This window comes from Streptosporangium sp. NPDC000095 (assembly GCF_042899335.1).
Lineage (GTDB): Bacteria > Actinomycetota > Actinomycetes > Streptosporangiales > Streptosporangiaceae > Streptosporangium.
Window position 1 is genome coordinate 1 of record NZ_JBIAZS010000012.1, and the last position, 17,886, is coordinate 17,886.

11 protein-coding genes and 1 tRNA gene are annotated in these 17,886 nt (G+C 68.4%); 6 read left to right on the forward strand and 6 right to left on the reverse strand.

The window, feature by feature from the left end; translation table 11 throughout:
• Window positions 1-909 precede the first annotated feature (909 nt).
• Complete coding sequence (locus tag ACFY3V_RS25070; protein ID WP_389776681.1) at window positions 910-1,983, reverse strand: helix-turn-helix domain-containing protein; 1,074 nt, start codon at window positions 1,981-1,983, stop codon at window positions 910-912.
• A 175-nt stretch (window positions 1,984-2,158) separates the two neighbouring features.
• Between ACFY3V_RS25070 and ACFY3V_RS25075 the strand changes: the two genes are divergently transcribed.
• Window positions 2,159-2,638: a rhodanese-like domain-containing protein gene (locus tag ACFY3V_RS25075; RefSeq protein ID WP_389776684.1), complete on the forward strand. Its 480-nt coding sequence runs from the start codon at window positions 2,159-2,161 to the stop codon at window positions 2,636-2,638.
• Window positions 2,639-2,640: 2 nt separating this feature from the next.
• Here the strand turns inward: ACFY3V_RS25075 and ACFY3V_RS25080 are convergent, their stop codons facing one another.
• Both ACFY3V_RS25080 and ACFY3V_RS25085 read right to left on the reverse strand, forming a co-directional pair.
• Window positions 2,641-3,426, reverse strand: a complete 786-nt coding sequence (locus ACFY3V_RS25080; protein ID WP_362905296.1) for an AraC family transcriptional regulator — start codon at window positions 3,424-3,426, stop codon at window positions 2,641-2,643.
• Window positions 3,423-5,195 (reverse strand): asparagine synthase-related protein, encoded by a 1,773-nt coding sequence (locus ACFY3V_RS25085; RefSeq protein ID WP_362905294.1) that lies wholly within the window; start codon window positions 5,193-5,195, stop codon window positions 3,423-3,425. The genes ACFY3V_RS25080 and ACFY3V_RS25085 overlap by 4 nt, the downstream gene beginning before the upstream one ends.
• A gap of 65 nt (window positions 5,196-5,260) precedes the next feature.
• Between ACFY3V_RS25085 and ACFY3V_RS25090 the strand changes: the two genes are divergently transcribed.
• The 5 genes from ACFY3V_RS25090 to ACFY3V_RS25110 all read left to right on the forward strand — a co-directional run bounded on the left by ACFY3V_RS25090 (window position 5,261) and on the right by ACFY3V_RS25110 (window position 11,536).
• Window positions 5,261-5,794 carry a TIGR03086 family metal-binding protein gene (locus tag ACFY3V_RS25090; protein WP_389776689.1) on the forward strand — a complete coding sequence of 178 codons (534 nt, stop codon included), beginning with the start codon at window positions 5,261-5,263 and terminating at the stop codon, window positions 5,792-5,794.
• Window positions 5,795-5,893: 99 nt separating this feature from the next.
• Window positions 5,894-7,417 carry a von Willebrand factor type A domain-containing protein gene (locus ACFY3V_RS25095; protein WP_389776692.1) on the forward strand — a complete coding sequence of 508 codons (1,524 nt, stop codon included), beginning with the start codon at window positions 5,894-5,896 and terminating at the stop codon, window positions 7,415-7,417.
• A 151-nt stretch (window positions 7,418-7,568) separates the two neighbouring features.
• Window positions 7,569-7,641: transfer RNA gene (locus ACFY3V_RS25100), tRNA-Ala, on the forward strand.
• Window positions 7,642-8,215: 574 nt separating this feature from the next.
• Complete coding sequence (locus tag ACFY3V_RS25105; RefSeq protein WP_362905288.1) at window positions 8,216-9,565, forward strand: cellulose binding domain-containing protein; 1,350 nt, start codon at window positions 8,216-8,218, stop codon at window positions 9,563-9,565.
• Window positions 9,566-10,015: 450 nt separating this feature from the next.
• On the forward strand, window positions 10,016-11,536 hold the full coding sequence (locus ACFY3V_RS25110; RefSeq protein ID WP_362905286.1) for a condensation domain-containing protein: 1,521 nt from the start codon (window positions 10,016-10,018) through the stop codon (window positions 11,534-11,536).
• Window positions 11,537-11,624: 88 nt separating this feature from the next.
• Here the strand turns inward: ACFY3V_RS25110 and ACFY3V_RS25115 are convergent, their stop codons facing one another.
• The 3 genes from ACFY3V_RS25115 to ACFY3V_RS25125 all read right to left on the reverse strand — a co-directional run bounded on the left by ACFY3V_RS25115 (window position 11,625) and on the right by ACFY3V_RS25125 (window position 17,785).
• The gene (locus ACFY3V_RS25115) at window positions 11,625-15,266 is read right to left on the reverse strand and encodes a CARDB domain-containing protein (RefSeq protein ID WP_389776696.1); all 3,642 of its coding nucleotides are present in this window, start codon (window positions 15,264-15,266) and stop codon (window positions 11,625-11,627) included.
• Window positions 15,267-15,583: 317 nt separating this feature from the next.
• Complete coding sequence (locus tag ACFY3V_RS25120) at window positions 15,584-15,964, reverse strand: DUF3224 domain-containing protein (RefSeq protein ID WP_362905282.1); 381 nt, start codon at window positions 15,962-15,964, stop codon at window positions 15,584-15,586.
• 90 nt (window positions 15,965-16,054) lie between these two features.
• Window positions 16,055-17,785, reverse strand: coding sequence for an ABC transporter family substrate-binding protein (locus tag ACFY3V_RS25125; RefSeq protein WP_350945874.1), 1,731 nt, complete (start codon window positions 17,783-17,785; stop codon window positions 16,055-16,057).
• Window positions 17,786-17,886 lie beyond the last annotated feature (101 nt).

Genomic DNA, 17,886 nt, shown 5'->3' on the forward strand with positions numbered 1-17,886 from the left:
CCTGCGGGTCCGGGAGGTCCTTCGGGTCCGGGTGCGCCGTCAGCGCCTGCGGGTCCGGGAGGTCCTTCGGGTCCGGGTGCGCCGTCAGCGCCTGCGGGTCCGGGAGGTCCTTCGGGTCCGGGTGCGCCATCGGCGCCTGCGGGTCCGGGAGGTCCTTCGGGTCCGGGTGCGCCGTCAGCGCCTGCCGGTCCTGCCGGTCCTTCGGGTCCTGCGGGACCTGCTGGCCCGGGTGCGCCGTCAGCGCCCGCTGGGCCCGCCGGACCTGTGTAGCCTCGGGGGCCCATCGGGCCCCTGGGACCTGCCGGGCCGGCTGGGCCCGCTGGACCCTGGATCCCGTCAGGGATTCGGCAGAGGAAGATCGGCAGACCCAGCCACCTGCACAGCGGGATGTAAATCGCATCGCTCGCGGTGGGCTGCAGGCCCTTGTGGATTATCGCTCCGGTAGTTATGACATCCCTGCTACGGATCACGGTGGGCAGGGATACGAAGTTCGTGCAAATGCTGGCAAGCACCACAGGGCAGGGGTCCCCCTGCGTGCTTCCGGCGGATTGGATTTCGTCGCGGCGAGCCTGCGCCGATATCTGAAGTTGCGAATCGGCCGAAACTGGGACAGGGGAGTGCAGAAGCAGGACGGCCCCGGCGAGCGCGCCGCCCGCAAGGGTCCGTTTCATGAAAGTAGACACGTGCGTTGTTTCTCCCTTCCTGTTGAGAGAAAACGCCGCGCGGACATTCTTGGGGCGCCCAGGAGATAGGCGGGAGAAGTGTGCTTCAAAGCTGGAATGGAAGCTTGATGGAGGGTGCGCGTTTCTTTGCGCTCCAGGCATTTGATTATATTTATAGAGCGTTAATGTCGCCGTTATTGCGATTGTTCGGATAAGTGGGCGATGATGGCATAAAGCGTAAATTAGGTTATGGGCTTGTTTCGTGCCAAGGTTCCGTGGCCGAACCCTGCTCCCGGGTTCGCCGCTCGGATCCATGCGGTTTCGTGTGGTCGGACGACGCTGGGGCACGGAAGGCCCGCCGGTAGGCCGAGGGGGAGGTGCGCATCGTCCGGGTGAAGTGATGGCGGAAGGTCGCCGTGCTGTCGAAGCCCACCGCGGACGCGATGTCCTCCACCGGCACGGAGGTGGACTCCAGCATCGTCAGGCTGGCCGCGACCCGTTGAGAGATGACCCAGCGCAACGGACTCGTCCCGGTCTGCCGTCCGAAGTGCCTGATGAACGTACGCGGGGACATGTGCGCGGCCTCCGCCAGGGTGGCGATCGTGATGGGTTCCGCGAGGTGCTCCAACGCCCAGGCCATCGCGGCGGTCACGGCGGCGCCGTCCTCCACGTGAGGGACCGCGGTCTGGATGAACTGTGCCTGCCCGCCCTCCCGGTGCGGGGGGATGACGAGTCTTCGCGCGACCTCGTTGGCCACGCCGGGCCCGTAGTCCTTGCGTACCAGATGGATGAGCAGGTCCAGTCCTGCCGCGCTGCCCGCGCTGGTCAGCACGTCCTCACCGTCCACGTAGAGCACATCCGGATCGACCTCGACCCGCGGGAACCTGTGCTGGAGCAGCTCGGCGTACTTCCAGTGGGTCGTCGCCTTCCTGTCGTTCAGTAGTCCGGCCGTGGCGAGGGCGAACGCGCCCGAGCAGATCGACACGACTCGCGCACCCCTGTCATGGGCTCGCCGCAGTGCTGTGACCACCTCGGGGGAGACCTCGCCGTGGACATTCGCGACCCCAGGCACGATCACCGTGCTCGCGGCCTCAAGCGCGTCGAGCCCGTGCTCGGTCCGCATCGTGAACCCGCCCGTGACCCGCAGATCGGCGGGCGTCTCGGCGCAGACCGACAGCCTGTACCAGGGCACCTCCAACTCAGGGCGGGCGATGCCGAAGATCTCGACCACGCAGCCAAGCTCGAAAGGTGACATGCCGTCGAAGGCCAGCACGGACACGGCGGGAGGTGTGGCGTGGGGCGCCGGCGGAGGGATGAGCATGGCGAGATATTAACGATAAGCGGCGTTCGTGCCACTGTTGGAACCGATCTGCCGACCGACACCATTGTTCGTGCCAGGCATCACCCCCGGTGCCATCTCCCGAGCCGGGAACCGCGACCGGTACCTTCCACCACCGCGGACCTCGCCGCCGTCACCGTTGTCTGAAAGGCCGCCCATGTCTGTCCCCGTTCCCTCCCCCTCCGCCGTCACCGCGGTACCGGCCGCGAGGAATGCCGAGGCGCTGGCGCACTTCGCCGCCAGGCTGGCGTTCGAGACCGACGTCTCCGACGTCGCCGCCGACCTGGCCGCCGGTGCCACGGACATCGTCGTGGTCGACTCCCGGAGCCGGGAGGGCTGGGAGCAGGGCCATGTCCTGGGAGCCGTTCACCTGCCCACCGCGTTGATCGCCGAACGCGCTCGCTCGGTCGTTCCCTCGGGGGTGACCGTGGTGACCTACTGCTGGGGGCCGGGATGCAACGGCGCCACCCGGGCCGCGCTGGAGTTCGCCGGACTCGGCTACCCGGTCAAGGAGATGCTCGGCGGCTTCGAGTACTGGGCCAGGGAGGGCTTCCCCGTCGAGACCGTCGCGGGCGTGTCCCGCCGCTCCGTCGACGCCCTGACCGCGCCGGTCTCCGGCATCGCCTGTGCCTGCTGACGTCACCTCGGCAGACGGCGGACGTACGCGGTGGGCGGCATGCCGATGACGCCGGTGAAGTCGCGGGTGAAGTGGGACTGGTCGCTGTAGCCGAGATCGGCGGCGAGCCGCGACCAGTCGGTCGCGGGTCCGGCTCTCTCGGCGGCCTCGTGGATGCGGTAACGGCGGATCACCCATTTGGGGGAGACCCCGACGTGGTCGCTGAACAGCCGCTGCAGGTGCCGGACACTCAGCCCGTGCAGGGCGGCCAGATCGCCGACGCGGACGATGGCCGGGTCGGTGAGCACGCTCGCGACGAGGTCCGCCGCCCGCTCGGCGACGGGGTCGCGGACGGGGAGCCGCGTGAGCAGGAACCCTTCCAGCGCCCGTACCGCCTCCTCGTCGGAGGCGGCCAGTACGGCCGGGGTCACCGCGTCGGCGTCCGGCCCGAGGATCCGGGAGGCGGGGACGCGGAGATCGGTGATCGTGGACAGCGGGGCGCCGAGGAAGGGGCGGAAACCGGCGGGCCGGAAGCGGGTGCCGACCACGACCCCGGTGCCGGTCAGGACCTCCAGGTAGTCACCGGTGATGACCCCTGCCACGTGGGAACCGTGCTCGTGGAAGACCAGGTTCACCGATGGATGGGACACGATCCGCTGTTCGTACGGTTCGTCCAACTCCCAGCGGACGATCCAGTGATGCTCGACGAAGGGGACCAGGGCCGGGTGGCACGCGTGACGCCCGTAACGGAACCGGGCCGCCCCGAAGTGCAGGATGCCCCGGGTGTCGTCGGCGGGCGTACCCGTCACGACGGGATGGGGATGTGGATTTTCGGCAGACCCTGCGGTTCCTTGCCCGGATACTCGCCCCCCAGCATGGTGGCCACGGTGTAGAGGTGCCAGGCGTGGGTGGGTTTCTTCAGGACGGGGTCGGCGAACAGCTTGCGTACCTCGTCGGGCTTGACGATGGGAGACAGCAGGTCCAGGCGGCCGAGGACGTGGTCGCGCATCAGGCCGGTCAACTCGGCGCCGGGACTGGTCCGCCAGTTCCAGCCGCCCCCTCCGGTCTTCGGCGCCGTCAGCACTGGCGGCCTGCGCTGCCAGGGGTAGTAGCGCTTCCCCGCGGTGAACCGCCACGGCTTGCCCTCGACCGGGATGTTCCGCAGAGACGGGGCCAGGATGCCGAGCAGCTCGTAGATGACCTCCTCCGACAGCCGCCAGGTCTGGTCGAGACCCAGCGCGGCGCGGACCACCCGGTTGTCGAAGAACGGCCAGATCTGGTCGCCTCTGCGCAGCGAGCCCGCCCGCGCCCCCGCCTGCCAGCGGCCGACCTTGTAGGAGATGTACATGTGGTCGAGCGCCTCCAGCGGAGCCCGCTTTCGCCAGGGCTCGGCCAGCTCGCGGGCGTGCTCGTTGGCCTCTTCGGTGAACAGCGCGGGATCTCGCAGGAAGGTCACGTCCACCCGGCGGCGCAGCGCCTTCTCGCTCAGGTCGGTCTGGAGCAGCAGCAGGCTTCCGGCCCGCAGGCTCTCCCCGCTCTGCCCCGACATGGTGGGTTTGGCGCTGTAGGGGAGGTAACCGACGATCGACTCGTACGCCGACGTCATCCCCTCACAGGCGCGCAACGTCTCGTAGGTCCGCGCGAGGGGATGCTCGACGACGATCGCGTCCTTCTTCTCGACACGGGCCGGGGGGATGACGGTGTGCTCGATGCGCAGCGCGCGGGCGACCTTCCCGGCGATGACCACGTCGGGATGGGTGTCCAGGCCGTTGGTGGTCGCGCGCAGCGGGATGCCGGCCGCGTGCAGCACCGCGGCGATCAGGCGGCTGTCCCTGCCGCCGGTGAGGGCGAGGTTCACCGGCTCCCTGGTCGTGCGCAGCGGCTCCACCGTCGCCAGAAGCGCCTCGGCCAACTCCCGGACGAGGTGTTTCTTCTGCCTGCGTGACTCGGGCGCGGGCACGGCCGTGGGGAGCGGGGTCGTGACGATCGTACGCCGGCCGTTCCTGACGGTCACCGACGAGGACGGTGGCAGCGCGCTCACCCCTCGGTAGGGGGTCTCGTCCGACAGGAAGTATCCCTGCCTGACCATCGACTGCAGCGCGAGCACGTCCCACTCCACGCGCTCGCCGCCGCCCGCGAGGTGGACGAGCAGCGCCCGGCTGCCGATCACGTGCACGTCGGGGGTCTCGGCGTAGTAGACCGGGCAGATCCTGTGGACCGCGGTGGCGGCGGACAGTTCGTCCTCGGTCGCCCGGAACGCCGAGAAGCACCCGCCGATCCCCTCGGTGTCCAGCACCGGCATGGCCGCCAGCCGGTTCACGTCACCCGGTGCGGTCAGGTAGCCGTTCACCCCGGTCACCCGGTCGTGGCCGGTCTCCAGCAGGGGAGGACGCCGCGAGTCGTCGGGCTCGTTGGTCCAGGAGAACACCGCGATCCCGGGACGGTGCCACTCCCGGGATCCGATGACCTCGGGCGGTACGGCGAACGCGCTCTCGATCGCGCCTCTCACGGTGTGCAGCATCGTCTCGGGTATTCCGGCTCCTGGGTGTTTGGCCGCGAGGCCGAGATATACGCGCATGCTGCAGGATCCTATGACGCGTTTTTTCAAGACAGCTGTGAGTTCGGCTCGACAGCATGGCAGGCATGAACGAGATGCTGTCACGTGCCGTCACCGGCACCGCGGCCGTCGCCCGCGGCGTCCGCGACGACCAGCTGGGCCTGCCCACCCCCTGCGACGGCTTCGACGTGCGGGAGCTGCTCGGCCACCTGGCCTGGACGGCCGCGATGTTCGAGGCACTGGCCCGCCGCGAGCAGCCGCCGTCGCAGGACGCCGACCACGCCCCTTTCGCGGACCGGGCCGCCGCGCTGCTCGCCGCCTGGTCGGAACCCGGGGTGACCGAGGGCACCAGTCCCACGATGGGGATGCCCATGGCCATGGTGCTCCAGATGGTGCTGGGCGACACGGTGATCCATGGCTGGGACCTGGCCAGGGCCACCGGTCAGGAGTACACGGTGGACGCCGCGACCGGCGAGGCCGTGGCCGCCTTCGTCGAGGGGATGGCGCCGCAGGGACGGCGCCTGGGAGTCTTCGGGGAGGAGGTGCCCGTGGCGAGCGACGCCTCACCGTTCGAGCGGGCGCTCGGGCTCAGCGGACGGGACCCGGCCTGGAAACCCTGATCACGCGCCGAACACGGTTAGCGCTCGCTTGGGTCAAGCTCCCGGCGGACCGTGCAGAGGAGTCGTCGTAGGGGATGACACGCATCCCCAGGAGGCGACATGAAGTCACGTCCGCTCACCATCGTCCTCGCCGTGCTCGCGCTGCTCGCCCTGATGCTCGCCGCCGCCTGCGGCGGATCCGGCAGCGAGCCGGTGCCGGAATCCGGAAGGGCGGTCCCGTCCATGCCCTCGGACGCCGCCCCCGAGGCCGGAGATCAGAGCTCTGAGGGAACCGAGTCCGAGGCCCGGGCCACTCCCGAAAGCGAGGCCACCCGAAGGCGCGACACCTCCGCCGAACAGATCTCGACCTTCGCCCTCGACGTGGACACCGCGTCGTACGGCTACAGCAAACGGATCCTCGCCGAGGGCAGGTTGCCGGAGGCGGGCCAGGTGAGGCCGGAGGAGTTCGTCAACTCCTTCGCCCAGGACTACGCGGAACCCGAGGACGACGGTTTCACCGTGCACATGGACGGCGCCCGCACCTCGGGAAACGGCACCGCGCTGCTCCGCGTCGGCCTGCAGACCCGGAAGGCGAGCGCGCAGGCCCGGCGGCCGGCGAACCTCACCTTCGTGGTGGACGTGTCCGGCTCGATGGGCGAGCCGGGCAGGCTCGACCTGGTGAGGGATGCCCTGCACAAGCTCGTCGACCAGCTCGGACCCGGCGACCAGATCTCCCTCGTGGCCTTCAGCGACGAGGCGGACGTCGTCCTCTCCATGACCCCCGCGACCGACAAGGAGAGGCTCCACGCCGCCGTCGAACGCCTCGCCATCCAGCAGTCCACGAACCTGGAGGCGGGGCTGACCAGCGGATACGCCGAGGCTGCGGCGAGTTTCAGGGCGGTGGCCGTCAACCGCGTCATCCTGCTCTCCGACGGCCTGACCAACGTCGGCGACACCACCTGGCGCGGCATCCTCGACCGGGTCGAGGATGCCGCGGCCAAGAAGATCACCCTGCTGTGCGTCGGCGTCGGCCGCGACTACGGCGACGAGCTGATGGAGCGGCTCGCCGACAACGGCGACGGCGCCGCGGTCTACGTCGGTTCCGTCGACGACGCGCGCAAGGTCTTCGTCGAGCAGCTCGCCACCAACATCGACCTGCGCGCCCGCGACGCCAAGGCGCAGGTCGTGTTCAACCCCTCGGTCGTGGAGTCCTACCGCCTCATCGGCTATGAGAACCGGCGGCTCGCGACCGAGGACTTCCGTGACGACACCAAGGACGGCGGAGAGATCGGCCCCGGCCACTCGGTGACGGCCCTGTACGAGCTCCGGCTGCGCGGCGGGTCGTCGGGACAGCTGGCCACCGCCACCGTGCGCTGGCAGGATCCCGACACCCGCGACCCGGCGGAAGCCTCTCGCTCCCTCGCGGCGGGCGATCTGGCGAACTCGCCGTGGGAGGGGCCCACGCCGAGGTTCCAGGTCGACGTGGTGGCAGCGGGCTTCGCCGAGTATCTCCGCACCGGGGAGGGGATCGCCGGAGCCACGCCCGGTGATCTCGCCGCCCACGCCACCCGCCTGGCCGCCTCCACCGAGGACCGCGCGGTGACCGAGCTCGCCGAACTGATAGAGAAGGCCGCGTCGCTCTGATAGGCGTGCGTGGGCACTCCATGATCGAGTGGGCCGGCTCCTCGCGAGTCGGCCTCGTGGGCGGCCCGCGCCGGTTACGCCGGTTACAGGGTGAGGGGTGATCTCCTATACACTGGCGTGGTCGCCGGGTCAGGCCCGGAGGCGTCGACGAGGGGCTATGGCGCAGCTGGTAGCGCGCCTCCATGGCATGGAGGAGGTCTGGGGTTCGAATCCCCATAGCTCCACCCCTGATCGTTTCTGAGTCAGCTCAGTGACGGCCGACGAGATCCCGTCCGATCATTTGATCGGACGGGATCTCGTCGTTTCCGGGGTCTCGCGATCGCCGGCCGGGCTTCGGATGAGCCGTGGAGCGGGAAATCATCGTGACGGCACCTGAGTGATTAAGGGACGGCGACGCTTCGTGGGTATTCCGTACGGCGTCGCCACCGGCTCGTTCCTGAAAATTTGTCCACGCTCTGAACTAATTCACGTGACCCCGTGGCGGTTATGAAAGTTTCTTCGGGATTTCGTGCGCGGGCGAGGTCTGAGAGCGAACCGCAGGGGCCTCGACGACCGTCTTGAACGGTCGGCAATGGAATGACCTTCCCCTTCCGAGCAGCCAGAAGACGTCGAGGGCGGGCGTCGTGCGCCTTTGGTTGAGATGTGGTGTTTCCGGGCCAGGGGGATTGGTCGGATCCGGCCCGGAATGGATTCCTTGACTTAACGGGTTAAGTGAACTTGGCTCACCGAAACCATGTGAATGACCTGGGGGTTCAGGGCGTTCGGCTCCGGTGCTGCGCCCAGGAGGGAGGCAAGAACATGATCTTGCGACAACGAGGACCGGCGATCCTCAGGAGCGCGGCGGGAATCCTCTGCCTGGCGGCGGGCCTGCTCGCGGCGCCGGCCTCCGCCGCGTCGGTCTCCGCGGCGCCCGGCTGCCAGGTCGCCTACTCGGTGGCCTCCCAGTGGGGCGACGGGTTCGGCGCGAGCGTCACGATCACCAATCTGGGAGATCCGCTCAACGGCTGGCAGTTGAAATGGTCGTTCGCGGCCGGACAGAGTGTGACGCAGGGCTGGAACGCGACCTTCTCCCAGAGCGGCAGCACGGTGACCGCCGCGAACGTCGCCTACAACGGCGCTCTGGCGACCGGTGCCGCCACCACGATCGGCTTCAACGGCAGTTGGAGCGGATCCAACCCGGTGCCCACCTCCTTCACTCTCAACGGGGTCGCGTGCACCGGTTCGGTCACCAACCCGCCGTCGCCGAACCCCACCCCCACCCCCACCCCCACTCCGACGCCTTCGCCGCCCAACACCACCGGTCTGGTCGGCTGGGCGACCCAGGGGGGAGGCACGACCGGTGGCGGCAGCGCGGCCGCCACCACGGTGACGAGCGCGTCGGCCCTGACGAGCGCCGCCTCGGGGACGGGCGCGGCCGTGATCCGGGTGTCGGGCACGATCTCCTGCTCGGGCATGCTGAGGATCGGCTCCAACAAGACGATCATCGGTAACTCCGGAGCGACGATCGTCGGCTGTGGCCTGAACGTCTCCAACGCGTCCAACGTGATCATCCGGAACCTGACCTTCAGGAACTGGGACGACGACGCGATCAACGTCCAGTACTCGACCCGGGTCTGGATCGACCACAACACGCTGTCCAACGGTTACGACGGCGCCATCGACATCAAGCGCGCCAGCGACTACGTCACCGTGTCGTGGAACCGCCTGTACAGCCACGACAAGGCCATGCTGCTCGGGCACAGCGACGACAACGGCTCCGAGGACAGGGGTCACCTGCGCGTGACCTACCACCACAACTGGCTCGACGGCACCAACCAGCGCAACCCCCGGGTGCGCTTCGGCAACCCGGTGCACGTCTACAACAACTACTACTCCAACGTCAGGGGATACGGGGTCGCCTCCACTCAGGGCGCCGGTGTGCTGGTCGAGGGCAACTACTTCGAGAACGTCCCCGACCCCTACCACCTGGGCGAGGCCGCGTCGGGCCCCGGCACCCTGGTGGCCCGCAACAACCATCTGACCGGTTCCGGCAGCGGGCAGCAGGGTGGTTCGGTGGCCTCCATCCCGTATTCCTACGGCCTTGATGGAGCGTCCGCCGTCAAGTCCATCGTCACCTCCGGTGCGGGAGCAGGAAAGATCAACCTCTGAACGGCCGTGAAGCCGATTTCCCGGGACGTTATGCCCGCCCCGGACCGTGTCCTCGCTCCGCAGGGCGGAGCCGGAGGGGGCACGGCCCGGGACGGAAAAGAGAAAAAGTCGAATACCGCTCACCGTCTTGACGCTCCCAATAGCGCTCCTTAGCATTCTTTCACCGATATCGGGAGCGAACCGATCGACGACGACCCTCAATATGGCACTCGACCAGAAATTTGGTCGAGTGCCATATTGGTGTGTGTCTCGACGGCAACGTGGCGGGTGCGAAGGAGAGGGCTTGAACAAGCCGTTCGGCCGCGGCGGAAACCGTCGACGCGGCGGGTCGACTCGCCGGGACGACCACCTCCGGCAGGAACACACGCCGGGGAATACACGCGGGATTTCATGCGGTTTTTTGTGCGGTCCCCCGGCGAGGAGGACCGCGATGACCGGTAGTGGCCGGAGATGAATGACCTGAAAGTCCGCTTCTCCGGCTCCCGATCGGGCCGATGGCCCATAACGATCGGTCAGCGGAATGTGCTGGGCTGGATCAGCCCGGACCTGCCGGGGCCGGCCGACATCCTGTCAACGGTGGTGCGTGTGCCCCGGGGAAGCACCATGGACGCGGTCGGTGCGGCGCTGGGCGCGCTGATCGAGCGCCAGGAGGCACTGCGGACCCTGCTGCGGGACGGTGAGCAGTTCGTGCACGCGTCGGGGACGCTCATCGCCAAGGTGGTCGAGGCCACGGGCACTCACCAGGACTGGTTCCTGCCGGGCGGGGCTTTCGATCCCGCCGTCGACCTCCCGGTGAGGGCGAATGTGGTGACCCGATCGGGATCTCCGTTCCTGGTCGTCCTGCACGTGTCGCACGTGGCGGCGGACCTGTCGGCGATGACGATTCTGCGCGCCGAACTCGCCGCTCTGCTGGCGGATCGGCGGCTTCCTCCCGCCGCCTACCATCCCGCCGACCGTGCCACCTACGAGCTCACCCCGGCCGGGCGGCGCCAGTTGGAGGGGGCGACCGGATACTGGGCTCGCCAACTGGCGGAAAGGCCGTTGTGCTCGCTCGGTCTGCCCTTTCGCTTTCCCGACGCTCGCGGTCATCATCACGTGCTGCTGGGCTCCCAGGTCGCCGCGGAGGCGGTGGTCCAGGTCGCGGCGAAGACGGGTGCGCAGCCGTCGGCGGTGGTGATGGCCGCGTTCGCGGCGCTTCTGACAGGCTGGACCCAAGACCCGGAATGTCAGCTGCACTGCCTGTGTAACAACCGTTTCTCCCCGGAGTTGCGTGACTACGTCGGCACGCTCGCCCAGGACACGATCATTCCTTTCAGTGCCTCGTCCTCGTTCCTGAGGTCGGTCCGGCGGACGAACGCCGCCGCCCTGACGGCTTACCGGTATGGCCGATACGACCCGGTCCGACTGGACGAGACGATGGGCGCGGCGGAACGGGCCCGCGGTATGCGCTGTCACCGCGACGTGGTCGTCAACAACACGAGCGGCCACGTGCATACGATCCTGCCGAGGGCCGGGGTGGAACCCGGCATGGGCGATCGCGTGTTCGGCGCCCCCGCGGAGTTCGACATCTACCGGCTGGACGGCAAGCTCGGCTGCGGGCTCGCTCTCGATGCCCGCCTGGCCACCGCCGACGAGACCGCAGGCATCCTCGGCGGAGTCGAGCGGCTCATCGTCGCCGCCGCAGACGGCGACGTCGATCCGGCGGAGTTCGGGATCCCCCCTGCGCAACGGGGGCCGGGCTGGGTGCGTGCCCGCTCGTGCTGGGTCGATCTCTCCGGTGTCCAGGCCGTGGTGGATCTCGCCCTCGGCCCCGGTGCCGCGCGGATCGAGGCCGTCGGCGACGGGCTGATCGCGCGGGTCGGGCGGGACACCGACCCCTCCGCCGCCGCCAGGGCGGTGGTCGAGGTGGTCCTGCGCGAGGGACGCCACGGTGTCGTCGCCCCCGGCGACTACGTGCGGGCCGTCGGCTGAGGAAGACCGGCCATGAGCGTGTTCCCCGATGTTCTTCCCGGGAAGCACACCGCATGACCGGTCCTCCTCACCTGCCGGACCTGAGGGGTCAGTTGCCGGTGATCACGAAGGTCGTCCCCGGCTGTCGCACGATGTCGCCGGTGGCCGAGTTGGTTATGGTCACGTTCGTCAGCGTCGCGTTACCGCGAGCGCCGCTCATGGCGAGGATGCCGGCCCCGTTGTTGGACCTGTCGATCCTCACATTGGTGATCGCGACGTTCGGCATGTTGCCGCCGCCCGTCTTGAACTGGATACCGTCGTAGGTCGAGTCGCGGATCTCGGTGTCGCGGATGGTGACACCGGGGATGTCACCGGCCTGCGGGAACAACGTGATCGCTCCGAACTCCTGGTCCTCGTTCCAGAAGGCACCACCTGTGCGGTAGAGCCCGTTGTTGGCGATCAACATGGTCCCCGAGAAGGGCAGGGGGCTGTGGTCGGTCGCCAGCATGATGCCCGGGTAGTTCATGGTGTCGTAGATCAGGTTGTTCTCGATCGAGTTGTTGTAACCGCCGTAGACCGCGATGCCGTTCGCCCGCCAGGGCAGCTGGATGGTGTTGTTGACGAAGTGGTTGTCGTGCGTGTTGTCGACGACCCGGTCCTTCACCGCCTGGTTGGCCCAGATCGCGAGGGCGTCGTCGCCGGTGTTGCGGAACGAGGAGTTGAACACCCGCGAGTTCCGTGTGCCGTTGGTGAAGTTGATGCCGTCGGCGTAGGTGTTGCGGATGCGCATGCCGCTGAACAGCAGGTTGTCGCCCGGCCCCCACAGGGCGGGGATGTTGTCGTAGTCGCGGCCGACCCAGGCGCCCACGTTGGCGTGTTCGATCCACACGTTTGTGATCTTGGTGTTCTCGCCGAACCGGCCGTTCAGGCCCACCCCGCCCTCGTCGTTGCCGTCTCCGCCGCGAATGCGGCCGGATCCGAAGATGGCGATGTCGGAGATCTGGGTGTTGCTGTCGATGTCGAAGCCGAAGTTGCCCTCGTGCGGGTGGTTGATGCCGCCCACCACGTCCTGCGGTTCGGTCAGGGTGTACAGCTGGGAGTGCCACATGCCCGCGCCGCGGATCGTGACGTTCTTGATGCCCACCTGGTTCCACTGCCCTCGGTTCAGCGGGTCGTCGGTGAGGATCTTCTGCTCCTGCCGCCACTGTCCCGCCGGGATCCACACGCAGCCGATGACGCCGTTCTGGTCGTCGGTCACCGCCCGCTGGATGGCGGCCGTGTCGTCGAGCCCGTCGTTGGGCACCGCGCCGTAGTCGGTGATCGAGGTGCATTCGGCCGGTCGGCTCGTCGGAGGTGCCACCTGCTCCAGGTCGATCAGGTCGATGACGTAGAACGCGGCCGTGTCGGTCGCGTCACGCTGCAACCGGAATTTGGTGCCGGCCGGGTAGGTCTGCGAGAGCAGCGCGTGCGACTCGTCGAACAACCGCCGGGCGTCGGCCTGGGGGGTGTTCGACAGTGACTCGGGGCCGTCGGTGTTCCCGTACAGCCAGCTGTGGCGTGAGGAGAGGGTGAGCTTCCTGGAGAAGGTGCCGTTGACGTAGAGGCTGATGGTCGCCTCGATGCCGCCGCCGCCCGGCGCGTCGGGGATGGAGTTGCGGACCACGATCGAGTTGGAGGGGTTGGTCGAGGTGAACTCGACGAACTGACCCGTGCTGTTCAGCCGTACCGACTTGCGGCCCGAGGACTCGGTGGCGAAGTTGGTGTGCCCGAAGGTGCGCAGCGGGTCGGTCTCCAGCAGGGTGCCCTGGTAGTCGGCGGATTCGGCCTCGTACTCGACCCATGGGACGGCCGCACCGCGCCCGACCACGATCGACAGCGAGAACGTGTTGTTGTTCTCGTTGGTCTCGGCGACGGCGTTGGTCGCGTCGGCGGTCGCGGTGACGGTGGCGCCGCCGCCGGTGGCGGTCCAGCTTCCGTTCACGGCCACGTTGACCGTCGCGCCCGCGGCGATCGACGCGGTGTTGGTGTTGAGCGTGGTGCCTCCCACCGTCACCCGGGTGACCGTGGTCGCGCCCGTCGCGGTGGTTCCCCGGTTCTTCACCGCCACGGTGAACGTGACCGGCGCTCCGACGGCCGGGTTCGGCGGGTTGGAGGTGACGCCGAGCACCTGCAGGTCGGGCCCGGGAGCCTGCGAGACCACCAGCGGCGACGACGCGGTGAGGGTGTTGTTGTCCTCGTTCTGCTCGAAGACCGAGTTGTCCGGATCCACCCTGGCGTTGACCGTGTAGCTCCCCTCGCCGCGGGTGCCGATGTTGTGGGTCACCGTGGCGGTGCCGTTGACGGGGAGGGCGGGGACGGCGACGGTCGCGACCGGAGTGCCGTCGAGGTTGAGGTTCACGCTGTCGGCGGGGGAGGGCGCGGTGCCCACGTTCCTGACCGTGGCCGACAGGGTGATCGCGCTGGTCTCGTTCGGGGACGCCGGGGTCCACGAGAGGTTCGTGACCGTGAGGTCGGGGTTCGGCGCGGGGACGCCGAAGATCTGGAACTCGGCGACCTGCCCGCCGGGCGCGCCGCTGTTGGCGGTGAACCTCAGCTGGACGTCGGCGACGGTGGCGTTGAGGGGGATCGTCACCGAGTTGCCGGAGGCCGGGTTGAAGGTGTGGTTCTGCGCGGAGACCAGGCTGGTGTAGCCCGTGGCGTTCTGCTCGCGGCCCAGGATCTGGATGTTCTGCGTGCGGGTCCCCCACGCGGAGTCGGGGTTGAGCTTCAGCACCACCGAGCTGACGTTCGCGTTGGCGCCCAGCTTGGCGGTGAGCGTGTTCGGGAACGCGCCGGAGTTGGCCTCCCAGTAGGTGGAGAGGTTGTCGTCGTTCGCGTTCGCGGCGACGAACGAGTGCACGTGGCCGGACTCGGCCATCTCCTTGCCGATCGCCAGGTTGGATCCCGGGGTGCCGGTGCCCTCGCGGGTCACGGAGTTGCTGTTGGCCGACTGGTTGCCCGCCGCGTCCTTGGCCCGCACGAAGTACGTCACGGTCGCCGACGCCGGCTGGTTGTCGGTGTAGGTCAGTACGTTGCCGACGCTGCCCCGCAGTTGGTTGTCGGCGTAGACGTCGTATCCGGTGACGCCCACGTTGTCGGTGGAGGCGTTCCAGGTCAGCCTGATCTGGCCGGTGGCGGGCTGGGTGAAGGCGAGGTTGCCGGGGGCCGTCGGGCGCTGGGTGTCGCCGCCGCCGGCGGTGCCGTAGATCTCGAATTCGGAGATCTGCGCTGCGGGCCAGCCGGTGTTCGCGGTGATGGCGACGCGCCAGTACCGGTGGGTCGCGGCACCGAAGTCGATCGTGACCGTGTTGCCGGTCGCCGGGTTGAACGTGTGGTTCGCCGAGGCCACGACCGTGCTGAAGGTGTTGCCGTCGGCGCCGCCCTGGATCGAGAGCGTCTGGGTACGGGTCTGCCAGGCGGCCGCGGGGGGCACCTTCAGCACGATCCGGTCGACGCTCGTGGCGGTGCCGAGGTCGATTCGCGCCCACTGCGGGAAGCTGTTGTTGGGACTCTCCCAGTAGGTGTCCGGGTTTCCGTCGTTGACGGCGGACACCGGGTAGCCGCCCGTGGAGCCGCTCGCCAGGGTCGCCTTGCCCGGCGATAGATTGGGTCCGGCCGCGGCGGAGGCCGGGACGACCGACCCCACGACGAGGAGTAAGCCGGTGACGACCATGGTCGCCACCCGTCGTAACGGTCTGTACAGCATTCTCATTCGCCTTCTTCTCTCGTCGGGCACGGCGGGGCCGAGGCGTGAAGGTGGGACCTTCACCGCACACGTAATGGGGGGCAGGTGCACGACGCGGTGCATCCCTGGAGAGTTGCGATGAGTAGCAAGAAAACGAACAGAGCTTTGCAATATTCTTGCGCGGTGTTGGCCAAAGGTTACATACGTGCTACGGGCGCGTCAACGGCGGGGAAGCGGCTTTCTCGATTGGCTCGACGCGAGCTGTGACATGCCACCAAAACCGGCAAACCGGTGGTGAACGCCGGTCGCGCGCCGGGGCGAAGCCGGCGCGCGAGGGGGCGTTCTCAGCCCAGCTCGTAGTCGAGGTGGAAGGAGTGGGCGCCGCCGTCGTTGACGATCTGGCCGCCGCCCCGGATGCCCAGCAGCTCGCCGGTGCCGGAGTCGGGAAGGATCGTCCAGCTCAGCCCCGCCTCCCCGGCCGTGTGGTGGAGCACGAAGGTGCCCTCACGGCCGTGCGCGGTGCCGGTGAAGCGTTCGAAGCCCGCGTAGGCCGCCGATGTCTCGATTCGGGGGATCGCGGTGATGATGTCGGCGGTGCTGGTGCCGACCAGGTCGCCGTCGAAGGTCTTGGTGAGGTGGACGCGGGTGAGCGTCGCCCCCTCGGCCTCGTCGTAGGTCTGCGGCTCCCAGCTGTCGATGGTGAAGGTTCCTGTGGCGCGAGGCATGTGTGCTCCCATGTGGGGTTCCGGATCTCGCGCCAATCCTGGCGACCGTACCTGACGCCTGATGTCAGGTACGGCTCCGCGCGGCATCCGCTATGAGAGCTGCCATTTGTCCATGTTCCAGGTGATGGTCGACTGCGCGGGGTTGGGGACGACGTTCTGGAGCGTCTCGTCCCAGGCGCTGAGTCCCGGATGCTGGAAGAGCGGGATGGTGGCCAGGTCGCTCCAGAGCCTCTTCTCGATCTCACCGATGATCGGGTTCTGGGCCTCCAGGTCCACCGTCGAGTTCAGCTTCGCGATGAGGCGGTCCACCTGCTCGCTGGAGTAGCAGCCGTTGTTGCTCCCCTTGTTCTGGGCGTCGCACTTTCCCGGCGAGGTGAAGTTGGAGGCCCAGCCGCTGACCAGGGTGGAGCCCGACCAGGCGAACAGGGCCACGTCATAGCCGTTGTTCGGCAGCACGTTGTCGAGGAAGTCCTCGGAGCCCTTGTCGACGACCTTGAAACCGGCCTTGTCGCAGGCCTCGATGATGAGCTGGACCGCCGCGGTACGGCGCGGGTTCGGAGTCTGGTAACCGATGCTCACCTCAAGGCCCGTCTTGCCGGCCTTGCGTAGCAGCGCCCTGGCGCCCGCGATGTCCTGTCGCTCGTACAGGCCCGCGCTGCCGCTGGCCGCGACCACCGCCGCGCTGTTGGCCTGGAAGGGGGCAACGGTGCGGACCTCGAGGGGCTTGGCGGCGGGCGCGACGGGGCCGATCAGGGTGTTGACGATGAGCTGCCTGGGCACGCACCTGGCGAACGCCTCACGCAGCCTCCTGTCCCTGAACGGGCTGGAGTCGAAGTTGAAGTCCAGATGCTCGTAGGTGTACTTCTCGAAGACGCCGACCTTCACGCCCCGCAGCGACTGCAGTTGCCTGAGCACGTCGGGCCCCGGCTGGGGCTCGACGATCTGGACCTCGCGGTTCTGCAGCGCCTGGGCCTGCTCGTCGAGGGTGATGAAGCGCTCGACGATCGTCGGGGTCGCGGCGGGGGTGCCCCACCACCTGTCGTTGGCGACGAGGGTGAGCCGCTGCCCGGCGTCCAGTCTGGAGAGCTTGTACGGTCCCGAGGACGGGATCAGCTCGGCGTCGGGCAGCCTGCCCTCGGAGACCCAGCCGTCGTTGAAGAACCTGATGCCCTTCTCCAGCTTCTGCGAGTCGGCCCCTCTGACCGCCGCGATGAACTCCTCCTCCGACAGGCCGTCCTGCTTGGCGACCACGTGGGCGGGCATCATCTCGGTCGCGCCGGGTCCTCCGGCCACCCAGTCCGCGAACGGCTTGTCGTAGACCAGGGTGAACTCCCTGCCGCCCTTCTCGCAGTCGGGGATCCGAGTGTCCCGAAGGCCGGTGGTGTCGGCGGAGGCGAAGCCCTTGACCTTGCCGGACCGGAAGGCCCACCACAGCATGACGTCGTCGCAGTCGATCGGGGTGCCGTCCGACCAGACCGCCTTGTCGTTGATGGTGTACTTGACGCTCAGCGGGTCGTCGGAGATCTTCTCGTACGTCCCGAAGTCCTTGTCGGGGGTGATCGCGCCCTTCTCGCCGTAGAACCAGAAGCCCGTCAGCACCCGCTGCAGCGGGGCGGCGTTGCGCGTGGCGTTCTCCCCGGTGGTGTTGTTGTTGTAGGAGTGGAACTCCTGCTCGTAGGCGTAGGTGATGGTCTCTCTCGGTGGACCCGACTCCGAGGCCGTGGGATCGTCCGCCGTGCCGTCGTCAGCGCAGGCGCCCAGCAGAAGTGAGCCGGCCGCGAGCAGCGCGAGAAACCCTCCCGGCCTTCGTGCGTGGAACACGGCACCACCCCTTCGATCGCCCGGTCCCCGGCAAGGCCCCCGTGCCGGTCGAGCATCGTCACCTCTCGCGACCGGGCGAGACCCGGACGGGCATCGTGCCC

Excerpts from the sequence above, each read along its gene's own strand:
- ACFY3V_RS25075 (WP_389776684.1), top strand. The coding sequence starts at position 2,159 with ATGTCTGTCCCCGTTCCCTCCCCCTCCGCCGTCACCGCGGTACCGGCC.
- ACFY3V_RS25105 (WP_362905288.1), top strand. The coding sequence starts at position 8,216 with ATGATCTTGCGACAACGAGGACCGGCGATCCTCAGGAGCGCGGCGGGA.
- ACFY3V_RS25095 (WP_389776692.1), top strand. The coding sequence starts at position 5,894 with ATGAAGTCACGTCCGCTCACCATCGTCCTCGCCGTGCTCGCGCTGCTC.
- ACFY3V_RS25085 (WP_362905294.1), bottom strand. The coding sequence starts at position 5,195 with ATGCGCGTATATCTCGGCCTCGCGGCCAAACACCCAGGAGCCGGAATA.
- ACFY3V_RS25120 (WP_362905282.1), bottom strand. The coding sequence starts at position 15,964 with ATGCCTCGCGCCACAGGAACCTTCACCATCGACAGCTGGGAGCCGCAG.
- ACFY3V_RS25090 (WP_389776689.1), top strand. The coding sequence starts at position 5,261 with ATGAACGAGATGCTGTCACGTGCCGTCACCGGCACCGCGGCCGTCGCC.
- ACFY3V_RS25115 (WP_389776696.1), bottom strand. The coding sequence starts at position 15,266 with ATGAGAATGCTGTACAGACCGTTACGACGGGTGGCGACCATGGTCGTC.
- ACFY3V_RS25070 (WP_389776681.1), bottom strand. The coding sequence starts at position 1,983 with ATGCTCATCCCTCCGCCGGCGCCCCACGCCACACCTCCCGCCGTGTCC.
- ACFY3V_RS25110 (WP_362905286.1), top strand. The coding sequence starts at position 10,016 with ATGAATGACCTGAAAGTCCGCTTCTCCGGCTCCCGATCGGGCCGATGG.